Below are 21,285 nucleotides of genomic sequence, written 5' to 3'. Positions count from 1 at the left end.
TCGAATCCGAGTGTTTCGGCTCGATTTACTTCAGTATCGAAGCGAAAAAATGGTTAAATAACCCGCGCGAACAGCTATGTATGGCAACAAATGATACCTTGCTCCGCGCTGTGTTGGTCGTCATCGTCGCAGTGCTGGCCGTCCCACTCGTTATGATGACGGTCGCAATGCCGATGGCCGGAGTGATGCACGGCGGTATGTGGGGCAACGGCACCGGTATGGGCGGGCTGTGGTGGCTCTGGTCGCTTCTTCCCCTCGCCGTCCTCATCGCGCTCGGCTACGGCGGCTACCGACTGCTCGTCGCTGACGGCAGCGACGACAGCGCGATGCAGGAGCTTCGGACAGCATACGCGCGTGGTGACCTGACCGACGAGGAGTTCGAGACACGCCGTCAGCGACTCAAAAACAGCGAATGAGTCGTGTTGTGACCGACACTGCTGTCCTCAGAGCGGTCGTGGCGACCAGAGCCGATGTGGCAGACTGTCTCAGTCGTCGGCCTCGACAGGCGTCTTCACGACGGTGACCGGCTTTTCGCTCATGTGGACGACGCGTTCGGCGACGCTTCCGAGGAGCCGTCGGTACTCCTCGGAACGGTTTTTCGAGCCGACGACGGTCAGGTCGATGGCCTTCTCGTCGATATAATCGAGAATCTCTTCGTGGGGGACGCCGTGCTGGATGGTCGTCTCGGCGGCGACGTCCGCGTCGGCGGCCGCCTCGGCGATGTCCTCGACAGCGTCGCCGCCGGCCTGTTCGAGCGCCTGTTCGAGGCCCTCGAACTCGTGGACGTACTCGTCGCCGGGATACGAACTGTAGGCATCGGTGTCGACGACATAGAGGACGTGCAGTTCGGCGTCGTACCGCTGTGCCGCGTCGATGGCGTGTTCGATGGCACGGTCGACACCAGCGCTCATGTCTGTCGGCAGCAGGATTCGGTCGTACATCACCCGGGGGTACTCCCGACGGATACAAATATTTCCCTCCGGTTCCCACCTCTTGGCGGCTGCGCTACTGGAGCCGGCGGTCGATGACCGCCTTGGCCTCCGTAGCCGCTTGTTTCCAGCCGTAGCCTTCCTCGTAGACGTGTTTTTTCGAGTCGACGAGCTCCTCGGGGGTGTCCTCCTCGAAGCCGCCGCGGTTCCACGTCCCCGAGTCGTGGAGCCACTCGATGGTCTGCTCGCGGGCTTCCTCCCACGAGAGGCCGACCATCTCGTAGAAGGCGATTATCGCAAACACGGAGTGGTCGTGTGCGCCGGGAACGCTGCCCTGCTCGTAGATGGTCTGCAGCGGCTCGAAGGTCGGCCGCGAGACGCGGTCCTTGTACTCGTCGGGCGGCAGCAGCCGGAGCCGTCCGTCGTCGTCTTCGACGATTCGTTGGTCGCTTTTGAGCCGACGGAGCACCGCAGTGTGGAGACCACTCCAGCGGTCGGTCGGCACGTCGTCGCGGAGCGCGTCCTCGTCGGCGTAGGTTCGGGCCGAAAGCGGCGCAAGCAGGTCCGTGTAGGCCCGTTCGATGTGCGTCCGGTCGGTGCCCTCAAACTCACAGCTGGGGTCATGGAGGTTGCTCGTGGTTCGGCAACCGGGACAGCGGTACCTGAGACGCACGGTTGTTCGTTGGCTCGGGGCCGCGGCTCAAAGGGGTGTCGCTCCCGGGCGCTATCCGTCCCGCTGGGGACCCGACAGGTCGGTGCGTTTATCGGCAGCGGCACGATACCGGTGGGTATGGAGCGGCTCCACGCCCGGTATCCGTTTCTCGACGCCGCGCGCGACGCCGTCGAGGCAGCCGATGTCGACCTCGCAGCGCTTGTCGCAGACGGCGGGCCGGCCGTCGAGCGGGGTCGCGAGCGCGTCGAGCGGGCGCTGCTTTCCGGCACAGTCGCCGCCGAGGAGCCGCGTATCTGGAGCGACCGCGCCGAACTGCTCTCCTATCCGGTCGCTCGCGTGCTCGTGTCGCTGCTCGATGTCCCCGGCGCGGTCGAAAAATACGCCGCCGCCGAGGCCGCGACCGCCAGAGAGCGGTTCGTCGACGACTTCGAGGCCGACCTCGAACTGAAAAGCAGCGCCGACCAGCGGCTCACGCTTGACCGCCTACTGGCTGATTTCGATATGGCCGGGCGCGTCGAGCCGCTGGGCGATGGCCGTTTTTCCGTGGCTGCCACCGCATACCTCGAACTCGCCGCCGGACTCGATGACCCGCAGTGGCGGCTCGCGACGCGGCCGCTTTCGGCGGGAACGCTCCCCGTCTCGCGGCCCGAGCTATACACGCTACTCCGGGAAGCGGTCGCCCGGCGTGTCGCCGAAGGGCTCCCGCTTTCGGTGCCGGATGTTATCGCCGAGCCGCTGGACGGTGAACTGGCGGCGATACGGCGACAAATCGAGGACCTCGACCCGCCGACCGGCTTCGAGACGGTGACGCCCGGCCTATTCCCACCGTGCATGCGGGCGCTGCTGTCGCGGGCGCGCGACGGCGAGTCGCTGCCCGACGAGTCGGCGTTTTCACTCGTGTCGTTTTTGCTCGGCGTCGGCCTCGACAGGGATGCCGTCATCGAGCTCTGTAGCTTCGACGGCGAGCGGGCAGCACGCGTCCGAGACCGGATACAGCGGCTCGAAACCGACGATGGGGTCGTCGCCACGCCGCCGTCGTGTACGGTCATAGACGAGTACGGCGACTGCGTCGACCCCGATGAGACCTGCAATCGGATTCAGCACCCGCTATCGTATTATGAACGGCAACTCGACCAGCAGCCGGCCGAGGAGCTCACCGACTGGCGGGCTCAGTAGCGCCGGGAGAGCCCAACGCCGAGGAGCGACATGAAGACGATGAAGAACGCGATAGCGCCGACAAGCGCGAGGCCGCCGTCCTCCGTGAGCACCCCGTCAGTGTAGGCGGTGCCGACCCAGATGATGAGACCGGCAAGCGTTCCGGCACCGACGAACGCGACGATGGCTTCGGCGACGGCATCACGGTCCATACCGTGGGATGTGTCGGTGGCGGCCAAAAGCGCTTCGAAGGCGCGCCGTCAGGAGCTCATTCCAGCCGCTGTTCGAAGGCGTCGATTGCAACCTTGATTCGGTTCGCAAAGACGACCATCGAGTCGCCGGCATGGTGTTCTTTGCTGACGACATCGACGACGCCGGCGTCGAACGCCTCCGCCGCGACGTCTTCGAGAAACTCGCCGGTAAAGAGCAACGATGGCATCGACGGGAGGTCGGCGCTTTGCTGTATCGACCTGACGAATTCGACGCCGTTCTCGTCGGGCAACTGTGTGTTGACGACGAGGCAGTCGATATCGTTGTCCCGGAGTCGTTGACGCGCCTCCGCCGCCGTCTCGGCGACACGAACATCCATGCCGTGGGCGGCTTCGAGCGTCCCCGAGACGTGGCTCGCCATGAAGCCGCTGTCCTCGACGAGGAGTACCGCTGGCCCGCTCATACCGGTGCTGACGACGGCCGCTGTCTTGGTGGGTATCAGTAACTCACCGCTCGAAACGGACACACAGCGCGCGCCACAGTGCCGCGCTACAGCATTTCAGCGGCGTCGTCAGCCGACAGGTCTCCTCGCTCGACCGCACCGAGCACCTCGCGGGTCGTCTCGTCGACATCGGAGCCGACGGCGATTTCGTCGAGCGTCACCTTCTCCGACTGGCCGGTGAACTCCGCGAAATCAGTGCCATCCGCCAGCGCCGTCTCTTTTTTGACCCGGTAGTTACCGCCGTCGGTCTCATAGAGGTCGCCAGGATGGAAGAAGTACCAGTCCTCGCGGTCGAATCGGACGCCGACACGGGGTTTCGCTCCGAAGTTCCGGGCGAAGTACACCAGCGCCTCGATTTCTTCGCCGGAGAGATAAATCGGGTCGCCGGCGGAGGATTTCGCCTCGACAGCGTAGAACGTCTCGCCGTCGCCGGCGAGCACGTCCGGCAGTTCGCGGTCGGTCGCGCTGCCGGAAGCGGGCGCTCGCATGACCGCGAACCCGGCCTCGTCGAGTTTCGTGACGAGTTCCCGCTCTCTGCGGTCGCCCTTGGCGTTGGAGTTCGCCATCGTCGTACGGTCGGGGAGCAATCGAGTTAAACAGTCCGACTGGTGGACCGAACGTCGGCGCTACTGGTTTTCGGCCGGCGCGTAGTAGTATTCGCCCTGCTTTTTTTGCTCGCGGTCCTTCTGCGAGCCGGGCTTGTTGATGCGGGGCCGCCCGGTTCGTTCGTCGCGGCGGAAGGTGACATCGAGATTCGAGAGGAACGTGTTCATTCCCTCGCGCATGCCGACCGGCGAGCCGGCACGGCCGTGCTCGGCGGGCGTGCCCTCGAAGACCTGCAGTCGGTCGGCGAGCAGGTCAATCATGTAGATGTCGTGGTCGATGACCATCGCCGTCTTGTCGTGTGTCTCGGTGTAGCGGCGGATGGCCCGCGTCGCCAGCACCCGCTGTTCGACGTCGAGGTGGGCCGACGGCTCATCGAGCAGATAGATGTCGGCCTCCTTGGAGAGACAGGCCGCGATAGCAACCCGCTGGCGCTCGCCGCCGGAGAGGTCGGTGAGGTCCTGCTCCATGATGCGGTCGAGCTGGAGCGGCTGGGCGATTTCGGTGTTCCAGTAGGAGCTGCCGAAGTCGTCAGTAATCGACCGCAGGAAGGCATCGACCCGCATCGGCTGGTCGATTTCGACGTACTGTGGCTTATACGAGATGTCGAGGTCGGCATCGAAACTCCCGCTGTCGGGGTCGAGGCGACCGGCGAGCAGTTTCGCGAACGTCGATTTACCGATGCCGTTGGGGCCGACGATACCGAGCACCTCGTTGTTCTGGATTTGGCCCCCCTCGACATCGAGGGTAAACTCGCCGTCGCCGTAGGATTTCGTCAGGTCGGGGTACTCGACGAGCGTCTCGCCGAAGGACTCGGTTCGGGGTGCGTGTTCCTCGAACTCGATGGCCTCCGGGCGGATACGCATATTCTCGTTTTCGAGGTAGCCTTTGAGATACTCGTTGATACCCGACTTCGTGGATTTGGGCGGCGTCACGACGCCGAAAACCCCCGGTTCACCGTACGCGACGTGCAGGGCGTCGGCAAGCAAATCGAGCACCGCGAGGTCGTGTTCGACGACGAGCATCGAGCGGTCGTCCTCGGAGAGTTCCTGAATCAGCCTGGCGGCGGTCACCCGCTGGCCGATGTCGAGATACGGTGTAATCTCGTCGAGGAAGTAAAAATCCGCATCCCGGACCAACGTCGCCGCCAGCGCGACCCGTTGGAGTTCACCGCCCGAGAGGGTGTCGATGGGCTGGTCGATGACGGCCTCGATTTCGAGCCGCTCGACGAGTTCGTCGGCGACACCGCGCTCGTCGACGCCGTCAAGAAGCTCTCGGGTCTTCCCGTCGAAGCTTTCGGGGATACGGTCGACGTACTGTGGCTTGCGCGCGACGGTCATGTCGCCGTCGACGAGGTCATCCAGATACCCCTGAAGGGCGGTTCCGCGATACGCCTCCAGGACCGCCTCCCAGTCGGGTTCGTCGTCGAAGCGGCCGAGGTTCGGCGTGATTTCGTCGGCGAGGATGTGGACGGCGGTCGTCTTCCCGATGCCGTTCGGCCCGAGAATTCCGGTGACCCGCCCTTCCTGTGGGGCCGGCAGCCCGTAGAGGGCGAAGCTGTTTGCGCCGTAGCGGTGGGTCGGGTTCTCGTCGAGTTCCTGTGGCAGGTTGATAATCTCGATGGCGTCGAACGGACACTTTTCGACGCAGATGCCACAGCTCTCGCCGAGACACAGTTCCTCGGAGATAGAGACCTGGTCGGCGCCGCCGGCGTAGTGGTCGTCGTCCTCGTAGCGCTCCTCGCGCGTGATGATACACTCCTCGCCCGTCCGGTTGGGGGGACAGAAGTTCACACACTCGTAGTTGCACCGGTCGGGCTGGCAGCGGTCAAGGTCGACGACGGCGATGCTGTCGTCGGACATCAGACGCTCGCTCCGGTTGTCAGAAGCACTGTCCAGCAGACGAACCACATCGCGAAGGTCATGAAGGCGATGTACAGGTAATCCTTCGCGCCGAAGTCGTCAACATCGAGTTGTAGCCCCGCCATCTCCAGGACCCGCAACAGCGGGAACTGGACGATGATACCGCCCACGAGGACGTAGAGCCCGAGCGTGTCGCCAGCGCCGTCGGCGACGGCCGCCGAGACGACAGCGGCCGCAACGCCGGCGAGACACGCGATGGCCGTGACCGTCACGCCCCGGACGTGGGCGATGCGACGCTCGGCCGTGTCGGTTGCCATGTCTGGGATTGGAGCGTCCGCCGTCAAAAGCCGTTCGTTCCTGTTTCGGCCGCCGGTCGACGCTCAGCACGGCGTTTCGTAACTGTACCTTCCATATTTGCCTCAATCTTTATACGGATGGCAACCCTCTGTTTAGGTAGAAATGGCTGATTCTGACGGGGAAGCCTTGGCTGACCTTCCGCCCAGCGCGAAGCTCGTTTACAAAGTGCTCGAATACAACGGCGCGATGACCCAGAAGGATATCGTCGAGGAGTCGATGCTGTCGGCCCGTACCGTCCGGTACGCGCTCGAACGGCTCGAAGACATCGACATCGTCTCCGAAGACGTCTACTTCGCCGACGCGCGCCAGAACCTCTATGAACTCACCGACGAGGCCGAGGCCGTAACCGACGGCGCAGCCGACCCCGCCGCCTGCGACGACTAAGGCCGCCCGCCGCCGCTTTCCTGTCGCTGCCACTCCCGTATCCGCGGATACGACTGTCGCCCCGAAGCGTTCCGGGCGACGATTCTGGCGATGGCGCTTTCGCGCCCATCATCGCGTACTTCGATACCTTCCTCGTAGGAAAGCACCGTCAAATCCAGACAACTGTTCAAGAGCTCGTTGGCAGCGAACCGGTAGCGGTCGCCGCTCGGCCCGCCTTCGACCGGGTCGGCCGTCCGGAGGTGGTGTTCGACGAAGAATAGTCCACCGGGAGCCAGTGCCGCCTTGAGGTCCGGAAAACGGTCGACCGCCCGGTAGAAGCTCACGGTCACGATGTCGTAGGTCCCCTCGGGGAAGGTGTGGCTCGGTATGTCCGTTTGGATGCAGTTGAGGTTCCCCGCAACGCCACGCTCGGCAGCGTTCCGCCGGGTCGTCTCCAGCCCCGCCCGCGATTTGTCGAGCGCGTCGACCGCATAGCCGTGTTCGGCCAGAAACACCGCGTTTCGGCCGGTGCCGGTCGCTACATCGAGCGCGCGGCCGTCGCCGGACCCGTCGACGTATCGTTTCAGTACCGGTGCCGGGTCCGGGTGCTGTGGATACGACCCGCTCTCGAACCGCTCGTCCCAGTCGACCATGCCGACGGCTACGGACGCTCGGGATATCAAAGCCGCCGTCGGCACTCGCGGTTCGGAGAAACGGTGGCTCGGAATGAGTGCCTCGTCACAAGGGGCTCGGAGGGGGTAACTGTCGTCACCGCCACCGGCTGGCGGTTGGAGCCGCAGCGACAAGAACCTACGCGTTCACGGCGCTAGATGTGGACCGTCTCGCCGACTTCGGGGGCCGACGCCGGCAGCCCGCGTTCCGAAAGCGTCGCCGCAAAGTCGGCACAGCGGTCGCCGTGGACCACAAGCGCCTCGGTGTCGCCGCCGCGATAGGGGTCCAAAAACGACACCAGCCCCTCGCGGTCGGCGTGCGCCGAGAAATCGTACTGTTCGATCTGTGCGCTGACCGGCATCACGCGCCCGTCGATTTCAGCGCGGCCGGTCTCGACGAGCCGCCGTCCCGGCGTTCCCTCGACCTGATAGCCGGTCAGGGCAACCATGTTCGTGGGGTGTGCCCGGATTTCGGGGATATACGTCATCGCCGGGCCGCCGGAGAGCATCCCGCTCGTGGTGACGATGGCGGCGTTCTCCTCGGCGATGCGTTTCCGCTGGCCATCGCGGCCGGTGACAAAGCGCGCGTGGGACTTCGCCCGCCGAAACGCCTCGTCGTCGCGGACGAACCCGGGATATCCACGAAGCATCTCGGTGACCTGCTTGCCCATTCCGTCGACGTAGCATGGGATGTCGTGTGCCTCACAGACGAGTAGCATCTCCTGGGTCCGGCCGATGGCAAAGGCCGGGACGACGACCGTACCACCCTCCCACAGCGTGGTTTTGACGCTTTGGGCGAACCGGTCTTCTACGTCGGCACGGGGGTCGTGGTCGACGTCCGCGTAGGTGCTCTCACAGACCACGACATCGGCGTCGGGCCGGGCTGAGGTGCCCGCGACCAGCCGCTGGTCGTCGGTGTGGAAGTCGCCAGTGTACAGCAGGCGCGTCTCGCCATCGTCGACGAGAACGTGGGCGCTGCCGGGAATGTGGCCGGCGTCGAACAGCGTTACCTCGTGGCCGGCCGCTTCGAATGACTCCCGATACCCGTGGGACTCGGAGACCTGGGTGACCCGCTTGACCGCTGTCTCGGTGAACGGACAGCGGTAGCTGCCGCCGTGTAGTTTCAGCGTATCGCGGGCCAGCGTCAGCGCCAGTTCCCGCGTCGGGGGCGTCCAGTGAATCGGCGGCCGCCGGTCGCCCGACAGCAGCGAGGGAACGGCTCCGGCATGGTCGAGGTGGCCGTGGGAGACGACGACGGCATCGGGCTCGACATCGCCCACCGGGTACTGCGGCGGGGTCGCTGTCTGGATGCCGTAGTCGAGCAGCAGCGAGCCGTTGACAAGGACGGCACTACGGCCGATTTCGCCCGCGCCGCCGAGAAACTGAAGCTCCATTATCAGTCTGTTCGTCGTCGCCGTCTTGCCGCCGTCGGTTTGCCCCGGTCAGTCGCCGTCTTGCCGCCGTCGGTTTGCCCCGGTCAGTCGCCGTCGTCGTCGTCGTCCTTCATGTCCTGCAGCCGGTCGATGAGCGCGTCCTCGTTTTCGTCGAATTCGAATTCGACCTCTCCCTCGTGGTCGTTTTCGTGGACGTTAACTGCGGCGTCCTCGTCGGTTTCGACGTTCTGGTCCTGCTGTTCGGATTCATCGTAGCTGCCGAAGCCCATACACACTGGTAAAGGCCAGCCCGAGGGAAAAATCCCGGGATGTTCGGAGTCGCCGTATCTGCGGGAACACGGCACGTGGTTGGGCCGCCTGCTGTCCGCTGTGCCGAAGGCGCATACACAACGTCGGTTCAGACCGATTGCCCAGCGGTGCAGCAAACAGAAAGCGCCATCAGTCGCCGAACTGCCGTATCTGGAACGTCGCATACGTGTCGCCGTAGGCGACCGCCAACGACCCGACCCACCAGTTCCACCGGTCGGCCGGCCCGCCGTCGGGGGCGTCAGCCAACTGGACGACGACGTGTTCGGGCGTCAGTTTGACATCGGCGTCGGCGGCGTACTGGCCGCTGTCGGCGAGGTCGCGGGCGTGGCGGGCGACGGCCCGGCGCTCTGTTTCGCTGCCACCGAACGTCTCCAGTCCGGCGACAAGCGCCGCCGTATCGAAGTAGTCGTGTTCGTACGCCACGCCGGCACTACGCCGTCGAGGGCCTTGAGGCTCGGGGCGGCCAGCGGGACAGCGTCGGCGTACGGCCGGTACCCGAGGCTACAAAACCCCGTCGCCCACAACGGCGGGTATGGCTGATGCCGAGCCGAGCGACATCCCCGATGAGGCGGCCGCGCTGCTACAGGAGTATCTCGAAGCCGAACACGAGTTTCTCTCGTGGCTTGGCTTTACCGTCGACGCGCTTGAGACGGGGCGAATGGTTGCGACGATACCGTTCGACGAGAAGCTGACCAACCCGACCGACCCGCCGACGATACAGGGCGGCGTCGCGTCAACGCTTGTCGACGTGGTTGGAGGCATCGTCTTGCGGCCCTATCTGACCGACCCCATAAACGACGACCTCTCGACAATCAATCTCAACGTCAACTACCTCCGACCGGCCGCCGGCGACCTGACGGCGACCGCGGAGGTCGTCCGGGCCGGCGGTAGCGTCGGCGTCTCGACCATCGAGGTGGTCAGCGAAACCCCCGACGGTGAAGAAAAGCCAGTCGTCGTCGGACAGGGCGCATACCGGTTGTTCAGAAGCTAACATCGTCGTCACCGGACGCTCGTCGGCCGATGCGTGGCGCGGGGGAAAAAGATGAACACCTATCAAGCCCCCGAGCCAAGGGCAGATATGAACGCGAACTCGCCGCTCGTCGGCGGTGGCGACCCCGCGAGTACGGTTTTCGCCGCGCGGGTGCTCGCCCACGCCTCTATCGCTGTCGCCGCCGCGATACTGCTGGTGTTTCTCGGCGTCTACGTCCGCCGAGTGCTCGCCGAGGGCTTCGAATACGAGTGGGGCTTTCTCGCCGTCGGCATTGCCGCGGCCATCGTCTACGGAATCGCGGGGCTGGCGGCGGACCTCACCGGCTCCGCATGGCTGGCTGTCTTCGCCGAGGGGGCCGTGCTGTTTTTCATCCTCTTTATCGCTCTCGGCATTCGGGCGATGTACCACGCCGACCATCCGACGGGGTCCAGTCGGCTGCTTCCGAAGTGGGTCGACGCGCTCGTCATCGTCGGCTTCATCGCGGCGTGGTGGGTCGGCTACCTCGCCGGCGGCGAGTGGACGCGGCCGGTCGTTGCGGTCGGCTGGATCGGTGCCTCTATCTGGGCAGTTTTCTACAGCGTCCGGACCACACAGGCCCACGAGGGCACGACGTTCTCGGCGCTAACGCGGCATCTCCTGCCCGCCATCCTCTGTATCGTCGCCGTGACGATGACCGACCTCGCAACGACGGTCGCAGCCGTCGACCAGTCAGCCGTCGAGGCTGTCTGGCTCGTCGGCACGGTGTTGGTCGCGGCGTTCCTGTTCAACACTGCCGTCGCCATCCGTCAGCAGGAAGGCGAAGTCGAGCGGATGTACGACCGGACGACCTGGCGACAGCAGGACATCGACGAGTAGGCACGCTGCCGCATCCCAAGCCACTTTTCTGCCCGCGACCGTAGTCGGGGTATGCCAGAACTCACGCGCCGTCGGTTGCTAGCGGCGGCCGCCGGGGGGATTGCCGGACTCGCAGGGTGTGCCGCGGGGTCACGTGAGTCGCCGCCGCCGGCGACACCGGCCGACCCGAATCCGGAGAGCCAGTCGCGATACACCGATGTCTACGAGGCAACTATCGAGTCGGTCGCGTTTGTCGGCGACGAGCAGGGCGGGGGCGGTTCCGGGTTCGTCTATGACGGCTTCGTCGTCACGAACCAGCACGTCATCGCGGACCTCGAAGACGTGAACGTCCGCTTCAGGCGGGGGGAGTGGCGGGATGCGGGCGTCATCGCTACCGACGTCTACGCCGACCTTGCGGTGCTGTCGACGGATATCCCCGATTACGCGATGTCGCTGCCGCTCGTCGAGACCGTTCCACCGGTCGGGACCGAGGTGCTCGCGCTCGGGAGTCCCTTCGGACTGGAGTCATCGGTGTCGGCGGGCATCATCAGCGGCAAAAACCGGTCGCCGAACCACCCGGTTACCGATTTCTCGATTCCGAACACCGTACAGACCGACGCAGGCCTAGAACCGGGAAACAGCGGTGGGCCGGTCGTCACGATGGACGGGGATGTGACCGGCATTGCCGTCGCGGGGGCGGGCGCGAACGTCGGCTTCGCCATTTCACCACTCTTGGCTCGCCGGGTACTGACGGAACTCATCCAGACCGGAAACTACGAGCACCCCTACCTCGGTATTCAGCTCATCGAGGTCACGCCGACGGTTGCCGAGGCCAACGACCTCGATGAGGCCCGCGGCGTGCTCGTCGTCGAGACGGCACCCGACGGACCACCGGACCAGACGCTTCGGGGGGCCGATGGCGAAACTGTCGTCGGCGACCAACTCGTCCCGACGGGCGGCGATGTCATTGTTGGGCTGGCCGGCTCCCAGGTCGACTCGAACGCCGACCTCGGGACTATCCTCGCGCTGGAACTGTCGCCCGGCGATAGAACAACGGCGACTGTCATCCGCGACGGGGAGCGACAGACTATCGACGTGCCGATCGGGTCCCGACCAGAACCGTAAACAAGTTTTCTCTGGTTTTACCCGTCTGAAAGGCGACGGTATTTTAATACCCATCGGGGAGTACGCCGAACCGGCTGGAAAGCCATTCCCCACCATCCCCCGTTCTGACGGTCTCCCCCGGCCGTCGTTTCTGTTCCGGACGTGACCCGACGCTTGTCGGGCATCTTTTATACCGTTGCATGTGAACGTTCGACATATGCACGTTCTCGTTCCCGTCGACGGGTCCGGTCCGTCCGACGACGCGCTGGCGTATGCGCTCGACCAGTTCGGTAGCGCCGAAATCACCGCCGTCTACGTGATGGACCCGGTCGATGGGGCCACGACGTGGGGGCCGGGAAGCGGCGATGACTGGCTCTCGGCGGCCGAAAGTCGCGCCGAGGAGGTACTGGAATCCGCCCGAGAGCAGGCCACGGCTGCCGATACGGCGGTGACGACGGCGTCGGTCGTCGGTCGGCCGGCCCGGGCTATTGTTGATTACGCCGAAGACAACGATATCGACCACATCGTTGTCGGTAGTCACGGCCGAAGCGGCGTCTCACGGATGCTGCTTGGTAGCGTCGCCGAGACAGTCGTCCGTCGCTCGCCGGTACCGGTGACGGTCGCCCGCAGCGGCTGACCGTCCCGGAGTCGGCGGGACGGCTGAACCGACGCCCGCCTTTATTTTCCCGCCGTGCGTACGGCGAGTACATGTATAGCACTATCCTCCTCGCGACCGACGGCAGCGAGGACTCACGAGCCGCGCTCGACCACGCCGTCGAGGTGGCCGCGGCGACCGGTGCAAGCCTCCACGTGGTCTCCGTCGTCGAAACCCGAACGGCATACGACAACGCGATTATCGACCCCGAGGAGGTCAAGGAAAACCTCCGTGCCGACGCCGTCGAGGCCGTCGAGGCGGCGGCAGCGGTCGCCGCGGCCGAGGACGTCTCCTGTGAGACAACCGTCGAGGAGGGGGTGCCGCCGGAGCAGGTTCTGGAGGTTGCCGAGCGCGTCGGAGCCGACCTTGTCGTCGTCGGCGCGACCGGCCGCTCGGGATTCAAGCGGCTCGTTCTCGGCAGTACCGCAGAGCAGTTGCTCGAGTCGTCCGGGACGGCTCCGGTCGTCGTCGTCGCAGACGAATGACCCGCGAAAGCGACGTAACGCTCTCGTTCGACGTGCTGCTCGTCGGGGACGCGCCAGCCGCTGGGGACGTGCGGGCGGCGCTTCCCGAACCGCTCGTCGAGCCGACGGCCGTTAGCGGGATGGCGGCAGCACTGTCACGCGTTGCGGAGGGCGGCATTGATTGTGTTGTCACCGACCACGACCTGCCCGACGGTGACGCAATCGAACTGCTCGAACAACTCGGTGAGCGGACTGACCGGCCGCCGGGCATCGTCTACACGGCGGCCGGCGACGAGGCAGTCGCCAGCGCCGCCATCGACGCTGGTGCGGCGGCGTACATCCCTCGAACCGGTGACGACACGGAACGGCTCGCAGAACGGGTCGTCGAGGAGGCGCGACGGAACCACGTCGCGGCGACGATGGATACCGACGACCCGATGGCCGCTGACCTGCAGCTCTCGAAGCGAACGCTCGATGAAGCGCCGGTCGGCGTCGTCGTCGCCGACCCACACGAAGAAGACGAGCCGCTCGTCTACATCAATGAGGCGTTCGAGCGACTGACCGGCTACGAGAGACACGAGGTGCTGGGGCGGAACTGTCGGTTCCTGCAGGGCGAAGACACCAACCCCGAGGCGGTCGCTACTATCCGGCAAGCCGTCGACGACCGTCGGCCGGTCTCGGTCGAGTTGCTCAACTACCGGAAGGACGGCGAGCCGTTCTGGAATCAGCTCAACATCGCACCGATACGGGACGACGACGGACGCGTCACCCATCTCGTGGGGTTCCAAACAGATATTACAGAGCGCAAAGAGGTCGAACTTCGGGCCCAACGGCAGGCCGAGCAGCTTCGGGCCGACAGACGAAAGCGACAGCGCTTGCTCGCCCGCATCGACGGACTCGTCCGTCGAGTCACGGAGGCGACAGTCGAGAGCACCGACGCCACGGCACTGCGGCAGCGAGTGTGCCAGGCCGTCGTCGATACCGGCGACTACGACGCCGCATGGATTGGGTCCAAGGAAGCGACAAGCGGCCGGCTTGTCGCCGACTGCCGAGCCGGATGTGGCGCGGCCGATGCGGTCGCCGTTGACCTCGCTCAAGAGGGGCCGGCGGCGACGGCGCTCGACTCCGGGGGCGTCGCCGTCGCCGAAGCGACGTCGCTGGAGTCGACATCAGTACATCGGCGGTTCGTGGGTCCAAACGGGGCCGTAGCAGCGGTCCCGCTCCAGTACCGCGAAGCGAACTACGGTGTGTTGGTCGTTTATGCCGCGGAGTCACAGACCGTCGACGAACACGAGCAGGCAGTTTTGGAGGCGCTCGGCCGCGTCGCCGCTACGGGACTCAACGCGCTCCAGAACCACCGGCTTCTGACGACCGACGAGCGGCTTGAGCTTGCGTTCGCCGGCGAGCCACCCGGGCCGGGATTGGCCGAACTGGCTGCCGAGGCGGAAGCCGACATCACCTACCGGGGAATAATCGCCAACGACGGTGAACTCGTCGTCTCGGCGCTGATCGGCGACAGCGATGCGGAAGCGCTCTCGGCAGCGGCCGACAGCGTCGACGGCGTCGAGCAGGTTCGCGAAATCGCCAGCCACGACGACGGCTGTCTCGTCGAGGCACTGCTCTGTGACGACTCGTTGGTTCGACTGGTACTCGACCACAACGGGGCTGTGCAGGCGTACACGGCCAACAGCGACCGGCTCGAACTCCGCGTGGAGCTACCCCCCGATGCCGCGCCCAACCCGCTCGTCGAGTCACTGCAGGAGCGATGTAGCGGGCTTTCGCTGCGGTCACAGCGACACACCCAGACGGACGCCCACGGCGATGGCCTCATCGGGTCGCTCCGTGAGTCGCTCACCGACAGACAGCTTGAGACGCTCCGCCGGGCGTACCTCAGCGACTACTTCGAGTGGCCACGCCCTGTTTCCGGGGACGATATCGCTGAATCGATGGATATCTCGCGCTCGACGCTTCACCAGCACCTGCGGGCGGCGGAGTCGAAGCTCGTCGGTGCGCTGCTGACAGAGCTGGACGATGTCGGTGACCAAGACCGTGGCCCCAACTAGTTTGGTGCGACCGCTTTAGGTGCTCGGCGAGAAATACCAACCATGCACGTTCTACAGCGGGTCCGGACACCACGGCCGACACCGCAACCGACGGCGCCTGAGCACACCCTGAGCCGATGATACCACCGGAGACGTATCTCGGATTCCACGTGCTGGCTATCCTTCCGCCGATAGCTGTCCTCGCCGTCGTCACGTATCTTCGGCCGGACACCCAGTGGGGACGAACGCCTGCCATCGGGCTGGGCATTATTCTCGCCTTGGCGGTCGTCTACACGACCCCGTGGGACAACCTGCTCATCGAGGTCGGCGTCTGGGGGTACGGCGACGGCGTCACGTTCGCACATATCTGGGCCGCCCCCATCGGCGAGTATCTGTTCTTTGTCCTACAGCCGATACTGACGGCGCTGTGGCTTTTTAATCTCGACATCCCAACGCACGGCGACCTTCGACTGTCAGCGCGGGCTCGGCTCGCCGGTGTCGCGGCCGGAGTCGCGGTCTCTGCCGTCGGTATCGCCATGCTGGCGGCCGGCCCGTCGATGCTGTATCTCGGTGCGATACTCGCCTGGGCCGGCCCGATACTCGCCATCCAATGGGGGTTCGGCTGGACCCATCTCGTACGGGCGTGGAAGGCCGTCGTCGTGGGTATCAGCGTCCCGACGCTCTATCTGTGGGTCGCCGACTGGTATGCCATCTCCCACGGGCTCTGGATTATCTCCGAGACGTATACCACCGGTATCGCCCCGTTCGGACTGCCGCTTGAGGAAGCTGTCTTCTTCCTCGTGACGAACGTCTTCGTCGTCCAGGGGCTCGTGTTGTATCTCTGGCTCGTCGACCAGTGGCCGACGGTCGCAGCCGATGTCCGGGCGGCACTACCGCCAGCGCTTGCTGAGCTGATGCCCAACGACCCGGCACTCTCGGGGACCGACGACCGCGATGTCGCCGCCGAGTGTGAGTAACGCGTCGCTCCGGCCCTCCGGGACGGCCAGTGCGACACTGTTCCGGCTGGCGTTCCTCCCGGGCTGGGCTGTCATCGCGGCGACGACGGGTGCGTTCCTCGTGGGAGCCTCACTACCCCTTACCTACCAACTCATCCCGCTCGCCGCTAGCGTGGTCCTGCTCGGGCTCCCACACGGCGCTGTCGACCATTTGGCGCTCCCGCGGACCCGAAACGAGCGGGTCACGGTTCGATGGCTTGCGGCCATCGGTGTCCTCTATGCCGTTGTCGGCGGGCTCTATGCGGCAGTCTGGTTTCTCGCGCCCGTCGGTGCCGTCGCCGCGTTCATTTTTATGACGTGGGTTCACTGGGGCCAAGGAGAAATCTATCCGCTTGTTGCGCTCGCTGACGCCGACCACCTCGATGGGCGGCTCGAACGCGGACTGACAGCCGCCATCCGCGGCGCATTGCCGATGCTCGTCCCGTTTGTCGCCTTTCCCGACCAGTACGAGCTCGTCGTGACAACCCTCGTCGGGCTCTTCGACGCCGATGCAGCGGCGACGGCGGCGGCCGCGTTCACGCCGACCGCACGGCTCGCAGTCGCGGTCACCGTCGGGGGGTTGGTGGCGGTCACCCTCGGTATTGGAGCTGTCGCTGCCAGCGAGACCGGCTGGGGGCCGTGGCTGCTTGATGCCGGCGAAACAGGGCTTCTGATTCTGTTCTTTGCGGCGGTGCCGCCGATTTTCGCCATCGGCCTCTACTTTTGTTTCTGGCACTCGCTTCGCCACATCGTCCGGTTGCTCGCTGTCGATAACCGGGCAGCACCGGCGCTCGATGGTCGCCGATACGGCGCGGCGCTTGCGCGCTTTGCTCGGGATGCAGCCCCGCTGTCAGCGGCGTCGCTCGTGTTGCTCGGGCTGTTGTATCTAGCCGTGCCCGGCAGCGTCGACTCGCCGCTTTCGCTTGTCGGGACCTACCTCGTGTTGATAGCCGTGCTCACGCTCCCGCACGTGGTCGTCGTGGCGTGGATGGACCACGAACAGCGGCTCTGGCGACCCGGAGCATAGTTATGTCGCTCCGTGACGAACGATACCATATGAAGGCGGAAGCGACCACCATCGTCGACCGCCCGCGCCCGGCCGTTTTCGAGTTTATGGACGTGCCGGAGAACCAAGCACGCATCTCGCCGCGGCTGACACGCGTCGAGACGCTGGGGACGCTGGACAACGGCGGCAAGCGCGCGAGCTACACCTACCGGCTCTTCGGGAGCCGATTCACCGGCGAGGTTCGTGGCGTCGTCCACGAACCGCCCGAACGCATCCGATTCGAGATGCGCGGTGACATCGAAGGCACTATCGAATGGACCTTCGAGCCGGCCGAGGACGGCACGCGCGTCACCTACAGCGCGGAGTACGACCTCGGGTTGCCAGCCGTCGTTGAAGCGCTCTGTTCGCCGCTCGTGCGGCGCTTCAACCAGCGCGAGGTCGAGGCGACGCTCGATTCGCTCCGCAAACAGGTTTAAAACAGCCTGTCGAGCACCGCCCGCTTGAGGAACCCGACCCGTCGCTCGCTTTCCGGCTGAACCATCACGGCCGTACAGTCGACGCTATCGACCAACCGGTCGTCCGGTCGGCCGAGTAGCTCCCCACCAAAGCCGCGGGCCTCCGTCCCCGTCACGAGCAGGTCAGCCGGCTCGGCGAACCGTGCCAGCCCCGCAACCCGGTCGTCGGCCTCGATAACTCGGGACTGGGCTGGCACTGTCAGTATCGAGATGAGCGCGGCGTGGTAATCCTCGATTGCCTCCCGCCGCTGTTCGGGGGCGGCTTCGGGTACGGCCTGCAGCAGCGTTATCCGCGCGCCGGTTTCCTCAGCGATGGCGTCGGCGACGAGCAGCTTCAGCGGGTCGTACGCCCCACGGGAAGCGACGACGGCAATTTCATCTGCGCCGTCGAAGCCACGGTCCTCGACGAGCAACACCCCACAGGGTGCGTTTCTGAGGAACCACTCGGTGTCGCCGACGCCGAACAGCCGCCGGTGGAAATCCTCGCGGCGTCGTTCCAAGAGCAGCAGGTCGTAGCCCTCGAACGTGGCGAAATCGACGACTGCCTGCCTGACATTCTCAGCGGTCACCTCACGGTAGTCGACCGCCGTGCCGGCCGCCGCTTCGAGCGTTGCTTCGGTAGCCGTGTCAGTCTGTGGGAGGCTCCCGGCCGTGATACTGCTCTGTTCGGGGCCGCCGCCGGCCCGAGTCGCCGCGGCGAGCCATTCGGGGCGCTCATCGAAGGGGAGCCAGTCAGGGTCGTCGGCTTGTGCGACATCGGGGGCGTGACCGCCGAAAACGTGCTGTGGGGTTTCGCTGAACCGGACCGCCGAAACGTGCGTCGAGCCGAGCCGGGAGAGGTCGGCCGCGACCCGGAGCATATCACGCGCACCGGGCTCGCTTGTTTCGTCGGTGATAGCCACGAGCGCGTCGTATGTTCGGTCGTCGGCGAAGAGTTCCTCGGTCCGCTCGATGGCGCGGTCGCCGACCTCCTTTCGGACGCCGGTCCGGGCGGCCCCCTCACGGTCGACTCGGTGCCGGGCATAGGCGTAGTAGTAGACGACCGAAACGCCAGTCACAGCCACCGCGGCGGCGAAGGGAAACAATCCGATCTGTGTGAGCACGACGAAGCCGCTGGCCATGCCGAAAAGCTGCATCCACGGGTACAACGGGGAGACGAACTCCGGGTTGTACTCTTCGAGAGCGCCTTCGCGAAACCCGACTAAGGCGAGATTGACGAGTATGAAGACGAGAATCTGGAAGGCACTGCCCAGCTTCGCCACCTGGTCGATTGGGAGATACGCAATCATAACCAGCATCACCGCGCCGGTCGTCGCAACGGCCAACACCGGTGTCCCGAACCGTTCGCTAACCGTCGCAAACGCCGAGGGGGCGAGGTCATCGCGAGCCATCGCGAAGGGAAACCGCGAGGCCGAAAGCAGGCCGGCGTTCGCCGTCGAGGCCAACGCCAAAAGCGCAGCCACGGTGACGGCGATGACGCCGACGGTCCCGATTGCCTGGTCGGCGGCGATGGCCATGATAGCGCCTTCCCCGTCGGCTGCGAGCAGTCCCTGTCCGATGGCGGCATCGACATCGACGATACCGATAGCGACGTAGACCACCAGCACATAGAGAAGGGTAGTAACAAGCAGCGACCCGAGCATCGCCTGCGGGATGACTCGGCCGGGGTCTTTGACTTCCTCGGCGACGGCGGCTATCTTGATAACGCCAGCATACGAGATGAAGACGAGCGCTGTCGCCGCGAGGAAGTTCCCTTCACCGACTGCCGTCAGTCCGTCCGTCTGTGCCGGGTCGACGTGGCGACCGCCGAGAAGAACGAACGCACCCATCACCACGACCATCACGCCGACGATGAAGAACTGCAGCCGTCCGGTACTCGACGTGCTGACGAGATTCAGCACGATGAACCCGGTCGCAATCGCCAGCGCGAGTGCGATTACCGGGTCGCCAACAATCGGGACCGTTGCGTCGGCTATCGCGGGAGCGACATAGACGAGATACGGCACCCCGCCAACGAGCGCGAGTGCGCCCTTGAACGACAGCATGAACCAGTTTCCGAGGCCGGCGATAGTGCCCAAGAGCGGCCCCATCCCGCGCTCGACGTAGACGTACGAGCCGCCGTCTTCGGGCATCGCCGTCGCCATCTCCGAGGCCGAAAGCGCCGCCGGAACGATGAGAACGGCGGCAACCAGAAACGCGGCGACGACGGACGGGCCGCCGGCTTCGAGATATGCGATGCCGGGGAGGATGAAGATGCCGCTGCCGACCATCGCGCCGATAGCGATGGCGGTCGTCTCCGGCAGTCCGAGGTCACGTTTCAAATCCGTCGGCATATCAGACGGTAGACGTCGGTACGGGGCTGTTTGTCCGGCCGTACCGCGCCGATGTCAACGGCTGCGGTTGACCGCATCGACGGCTCAACGCGTCGGAGGATGGCAGCCGCAGGATATTCTTCACGGTTTTGCGTTAGGCCGTCACAAGCATAACCGTACGACCAAACAAGTTTGGTACTCGTACACACCTTCCGGGTGAAAAGCGTTATATACATATTTTATTTCTTTACGTATCGGAATATTGAGGAGCATGTCACTTTGCTGCGGACCGTATGCCGCTTTTCGGGCTGGCTGAGGGGTTCGACCCGCCATACTGCGCCCGGTTGGCCGGCAATGCCGAACTAGTCGGGTATCCGTTTGATTTCATTCCTCTACGTAGTATATGATGGAGCCATGACTGAGACATTGCCACCGGTAACGGAATCGGCTGTTGCGCTACAGGCGGAGGTGACCCAGAGGGAGCTGTTCGAGTTCGTTCTCAACGACCCCCTCCTCGCCAGTTCGCTGTATATTAATATCGCACTGGCAGGGCTGTCGATACTGCTTTTCGTGTTCATGACGCGCGGACTCGACGACCCACGGGCGAAGCTCATCGCCGTTTCGACGATTTTGGTGCCGGTGGTCTCTATCGCGAGTTACACCGGCCTTGCATCGGGGCTCACCATCAGCGTCCTTGAGATGCCAGCCGGCCACTTCGCCGAGGGGTCCTCGGTGATGCTCGGCGGCGAAGAGGTAGACGGCGTCGTGACGATGTGGGGCCGCTATCTGACGTGGGCCCTGTCGACACCGATGATACTGCTGGCGCTTGGGCTGCTCGCTGGCTCTAACGCCACGAAGCTCTTTACCGCCATCACCTTCGACATCGCGATGTGTGTCACCGGCCTCGCAGCCGCGCTGACGACCTCTTCGCACCTGATGCGGTGGTTCTGGTACGCTATCAGCTGTGCGTGTTTCATCGTCGTCCTCTACATCCTGCTCGTTGAGTGGGCACAGGACGCCAAGGCTGCCGGTACTGCGGATATCTTCAGCACGCTGAAGCTGCTGACTGTCGTCATGTGGCTCGGCTACCCCATCGTGTGGGCGCTGGGTGTCGAAGGCGTTGCTGTCCTTCCGGTCGGCTACACCTCGTGGGCCTACAGCGCACTCGACATCGTCGCGAAGTACATCTTCGCGTTCCTGCTGCTCAACTACCTCACGTCGAACGAGGGCGTCGTCTCCGGCTCGATACTCGACGTGCCGTCCGCGTCGGGCGCTCCCGCTGACGACTGACCCGTCCGCTCCGCCGTTTTCCTTTCTTGCCGGTCGCGTGCCGACACGG

At 65.0% G+C, this 21,285-nt stretch carries 25 protein-coding genes; 13 read left to right on the top strand and 12 right to left on the bottom strand.

Annotated elements, in window-relative coordinates; translation table 11 throughout:
- The first annotated feature begins 80 nt into the window (after positions 1-80).
- Positions 81-416 carry an SHOCT domain-containing protein gene (locus NP_RS01760; RefSeq protein ID WP_011322073.1) on the top strand — a complete coding sequence of 112 codons (336 nt, stop codon included), beginning with the start codon at positions 81-83 and terminating at the stop codon, positions 414-416.
- A gap of 69 nt (positions 417-485) precedes the next feature.
- Here the strand turns inward: NP_RS01760 and NP_RS01755 are convergent, their stop codons facing one another.
- Positions 486-941 carry a universal stress protein gene (locus NP_RS01755; protein ID WP_011322072.1) on the bottom strand — a complete coding sequence of 152 codons (456 nt, stop codon included), beginning with the start codon at positions 939-941 and terminating at the stop codon, positions 486-488.
- Between the two features lie 64 nt (positions 942-1,005).
- Positions 1,006-1,602, bottom strand: a complete 597-nt coding sequence (locus NP_RS01750) for a DUF7474 family protein (protein WP_011322071.1) — start codon at positions 1,600-1,602, stop codon at positions 1,006-1,008.
- Between the two features lie 117 nt (positions 1,603-1,719).
- Between NP_RS01750 and priL the strand changes: the two genes are divergently transcribed.
- Positions 1,720-2,778 carry a DNA primase regulatory subunit PriL gene (priL, locus tag NP_RS01745; protein WP_011322070.1) on the top strand — a complete coding sequence of 353 codons (1,059 nt, stop codon included), beginning with the start codon at positions 1,720-1,722 and terminating at the stop codon, positions 2,776-2,778.
- Here the strand turns inward: priL and NP_RS01740 are convergent.
- The 5 genes from NP_RS01740 to NP_RS01720 all read right to left on the bottom strand — a co-directional run bounded on the left by NP_RS01740 (position 2,772) and on the right by NP_RS01720 (position 6,251).
- The gene (locus NP_RS01740; protein WP_011322069.1) at positions 2,772-2,969 is read right to left on the bottom strand and encodes a DUF7472 family protein; all 198 of its coding nucleotides are present in this window, start codon (positions 2,967-2,969) and stop codon (positions 2,772-2,774) included. The genes priL and NP_RS01740 overlap by 7 nt on opposite strands.
- A gap of 56 nt (positions 2,970-3,025) precedes the next feature.
- Positions 3,026-3,430 carry a response regulator gene (locus NP_RS01735; protein WP_011322068.1) on the bottom strand — a complete coding sequence of 135 codons (405 nt, stop codon included), beginning with the start codon at positions 3,428-3,430 and terminating at the stop codon, positions 3,026-3,028.
- Between the two features lie 86 nt (positions 3,431-3,516).
- A complete protein-coding gene (hjc, locus tag NP_RS01730; protein ID WP_011322067.1) occupies positions 3,517-4,035 on the bottom strand; it encodes a Holliday junction resolvase Hjc in 519 nt (172 codons plus the stop codon).
- 60 nt (positions 4,036-4,095) lie between these two features.
- Positions 4,096-5,934: a ribosome biogenesis/translation initiation ATPase RLI gene (locus NP_RS01725; RefSeq protein ID WP_011322066.1), complete on the bottom strand. Its 1,839-nt coding sequence runs from the start codon at positions 5,932-5,934 to the stop codon at positions 4,096-4,098.
- A complete protein-coding gene (locus NP_RS01720) occupies positions 5,934-6,251 on the bottom strand; it encodes an EMC6-like membrane protein (protein WP_011322065.1) in 318 nt (105 codons plus the stop codon). The genes NP_RS01725 and NP_RS01720 overlap by 1 nt, the downstream gene beginning before the upstream one ends.
- Before the next feature lie 142 nt (positions 6,252-6,393).
- Here NP_RS01720 and NP_RS01715 point away from each other — a divergent pair, with 142 nt between their 5' ends.
- On the top strand, positions 6,394-6,675 hold the full coding sequence (locus NP_RS01715) for a helix-turn-helix transcriptional regulator (protein WP_011322064.1): 282 nt from the start codon (positions 6,394-6,396) through the stop codon (positions 6,673-6,675).
- Here NP_RS01715 and NP_RS01710 read toward each other — a convergent pair.
- The 4 genes from NP_RS01710 to NP_RS01695 form a co-directional block, all read right to left on the bottom strand.
- The gene (locus tag NP_RS01710) at positions 6,672-7,307 is read right to left on the bottom strand and encodes a class I SAM-dependent methyltransferase (protein WP_011322063.1); all 636 of its coding nucleotides are present in this window, start codon (positions 7,305-7,307) and stop codon (positions 6,672-6,674) included. The genes NP_RS01715 and NP_RS01710 overlap by 4 nt on opposite strands.
- A gap of 173 nt (positions 7,308-7,480) precedes the next feature.
- Positions 7,481-8,719, bottom strand: a complete 1,239-nt coding sequence (locus NP_RS01705) for an MBL fold metallo-hydrolase (protein WP_011322062.1) — start codon at positions 8,717-8,719, stop codon at positions 7,481-7,483.
- 83 nt (positions 8,720-8,802) lie between these two features.
- Positions 8,803-8,988, bottom strand: coding sequence for a DUF5786 family protein (locus NP_RS01700; protein ID WP_011322061.1), 186 nt, complete (start codon positions 8,986-8,988; stop codon positions 8,803-8,805).
- Between the two features lie 169 nt (positions 8,989-9,157).
- Positions 9,158-9,451 carry a hypothetical protein gene (locus tag NP_RS01695; protein ID WP_011322060.1) on the bottom strand — a complete coding sequence of 98 codons (294 nt, stop codon included), beginning with the start codon at positions 9,449-9,451 and terminating at the stop codon, positions 9,158-9,160.
- A 109-nt stretch (positions 9,452-9,560) separates the two neighbouring features.
- Here NP_RS01695 and NP_RS01690 point away from each other — a divergent pair, with 109 nt between their 5' ends.
- The 9 genes from NP_RS01690 to NP_RS01650 all read left to right on the top strand — a co-directional run bounded on the left by NP_RS01690 (position 9,561) and on the right by NP_RS01650 (position 17,595).
- Positions 9,561-10,019, top strand: coding sequence for a PaaI family thioesterase (locus NP_RS01690; protein ID WP_011322059.1), 459 nt, complete (start codon positions 9,561-9,563; stop codon positions 10,017-10,019).
- An 87-nt stretch (positions 10,020-10,106) separates the two neighbouring features.
- On the top strand, positions 10,107-10,874 hold the full coding sequence (locus tag NP_RS01685) for a hypothetical protein (protein ID WP_049939433.1): 768 nt from the start codon (positions 10,107-10,109) through the stop codon (positions 10,872-10,874).
- 51 nt (positions 10,875-10,925) lie between these two features.
- Positions 10,926-11,978 (top strand): S1C family serine protease, encoded by a 1,053-nt coding sequence (locus NP_RS01680; protein ID WP_011322057.1) that lies wholly within the window; start codon positions 10,926-10,928, stop codon positions 11,976-11,978.
- A gap of 196 nt (positions 11,979-12,174) precedes the next feature.
- The gene (locus NP_RS01675; RefSeq protein WP_011322056.1) at positions 12,175-12,594 is read left to right on the top strand and encodes a universal stress protein; all 420 of its coding nucleotides are present in this window, start codon (positions 12,175-12,177) and stop codon (positions 12,592-12,594) included.
- Between the two features lie 71 nt (positions 12,595-12,665).
- Positions 12,666-13,097 carry a universal stress protein gene (locus NP_RS01670; RefSeq protein WP_011322055.1) on the top strand — a complete coding sequence of 144 codons (432 nt, stop codon included), beginning with the start codon at positions 12,666-12,668 and terminating at the stop codon, positions 13,095-13,097.
- The gene (locus NP_RS01665) at positions 13,094-15,139 is read left to right on the top strand and encodes a bacterio-opsin activator domain-containing protein (protein ID WP_011322054.1); all 2,046 of its coding nucleotides are present in this window, start codon (positions 13,094-13,096) and stop codon (positions 15,137-15,139) included. The genes NP_RS01670 and NP_RS01665 overlap by 4 nt, the downstream gene beginning before the upstream one ends.
- Before the next feature lie 116 nt (positions 15,140-15,255).
- A complete protein-coding gene (locus NP_RS01660) occupies positions 15,256-16,095 on the top strand; it encodes a lycopene cyclase domain-containing protein (protein WP_011322053.1) in 840 nt (279 codons plus the stop codon).
- Positions 16,088-17,140: a Brp/Blh family beta-carotene 15,15'-dioxygenase gene (locus tag NP_RS01655; protein WP_011322052.1), complete on the top strand. Its 1,053-nt coding sequence runs from the start codon at positions 16,088-16,090 to the stop codon at positions 17,138-17,140. Before NP_RS01660 ends, NP_RS01655 begins: the two co-directional genes overlap by 8 nt.
- Before the next feature lie 29 nt (positions 17,141-17,169).
- Positions 17,170-17,595, top strand: coding sequence for an SRPBCC family protein (locus tag NP_RS01650; RefSeq protein WP_011322051.1), 426 nt, complete (start codon positions 17,170-17,172; stop codon positions 17,593-17,595).
- Here the strand turns inward: NP_RS01650 and NP_RS01645 are convergent.
- Positions 17,592-19,967: an APC family permease gene (locus NP_RS01645; RefSeq protein WP_011322050.1), complete on the bottom strand. Its 2,376-nt coding sequence runs from the start codon at positions 19,965-19,967 to the stop codon at positions 17,592-17,594. The genes NP_RS01650 and NP_RS01645 overlap by 4 nt on opposite strands.
- Positions 19,968-20,360: 393 nt before the next feature.
- On the opposite strand from NP_RS01645, the gene NP_RS01640 reads away from it, so the two are divergent.
- Positions 20,361-21,236, top strand: coding sequence for a bacteriorhodopsin (locus NP_RS01640; RefSeq protein WP_011322048.1), 876 nt, complete (start codon positions 20,361-20,363; stop codon positions 21,234-21,236).
- Positions 21,237-21,285: the final 49 nt, after the last annotated feature.

The sequence above is a fragment of the Natronomonas pharaonis DSM 2160 genome, from assembly GCF_000026045.1.
In the GTDB taxonomy this organism is placed as follows: domain Archaea; phylum Halobacteriota; class Halobacteria; order Halobacteriales; family Haloarculaceae; genus Natronomonas; species Natronomonas pharaonis.
Note: the sequence above shows the minus strand (reverse complement) of the source record. Positions and strands in the feature narration are given on the sequence as shown.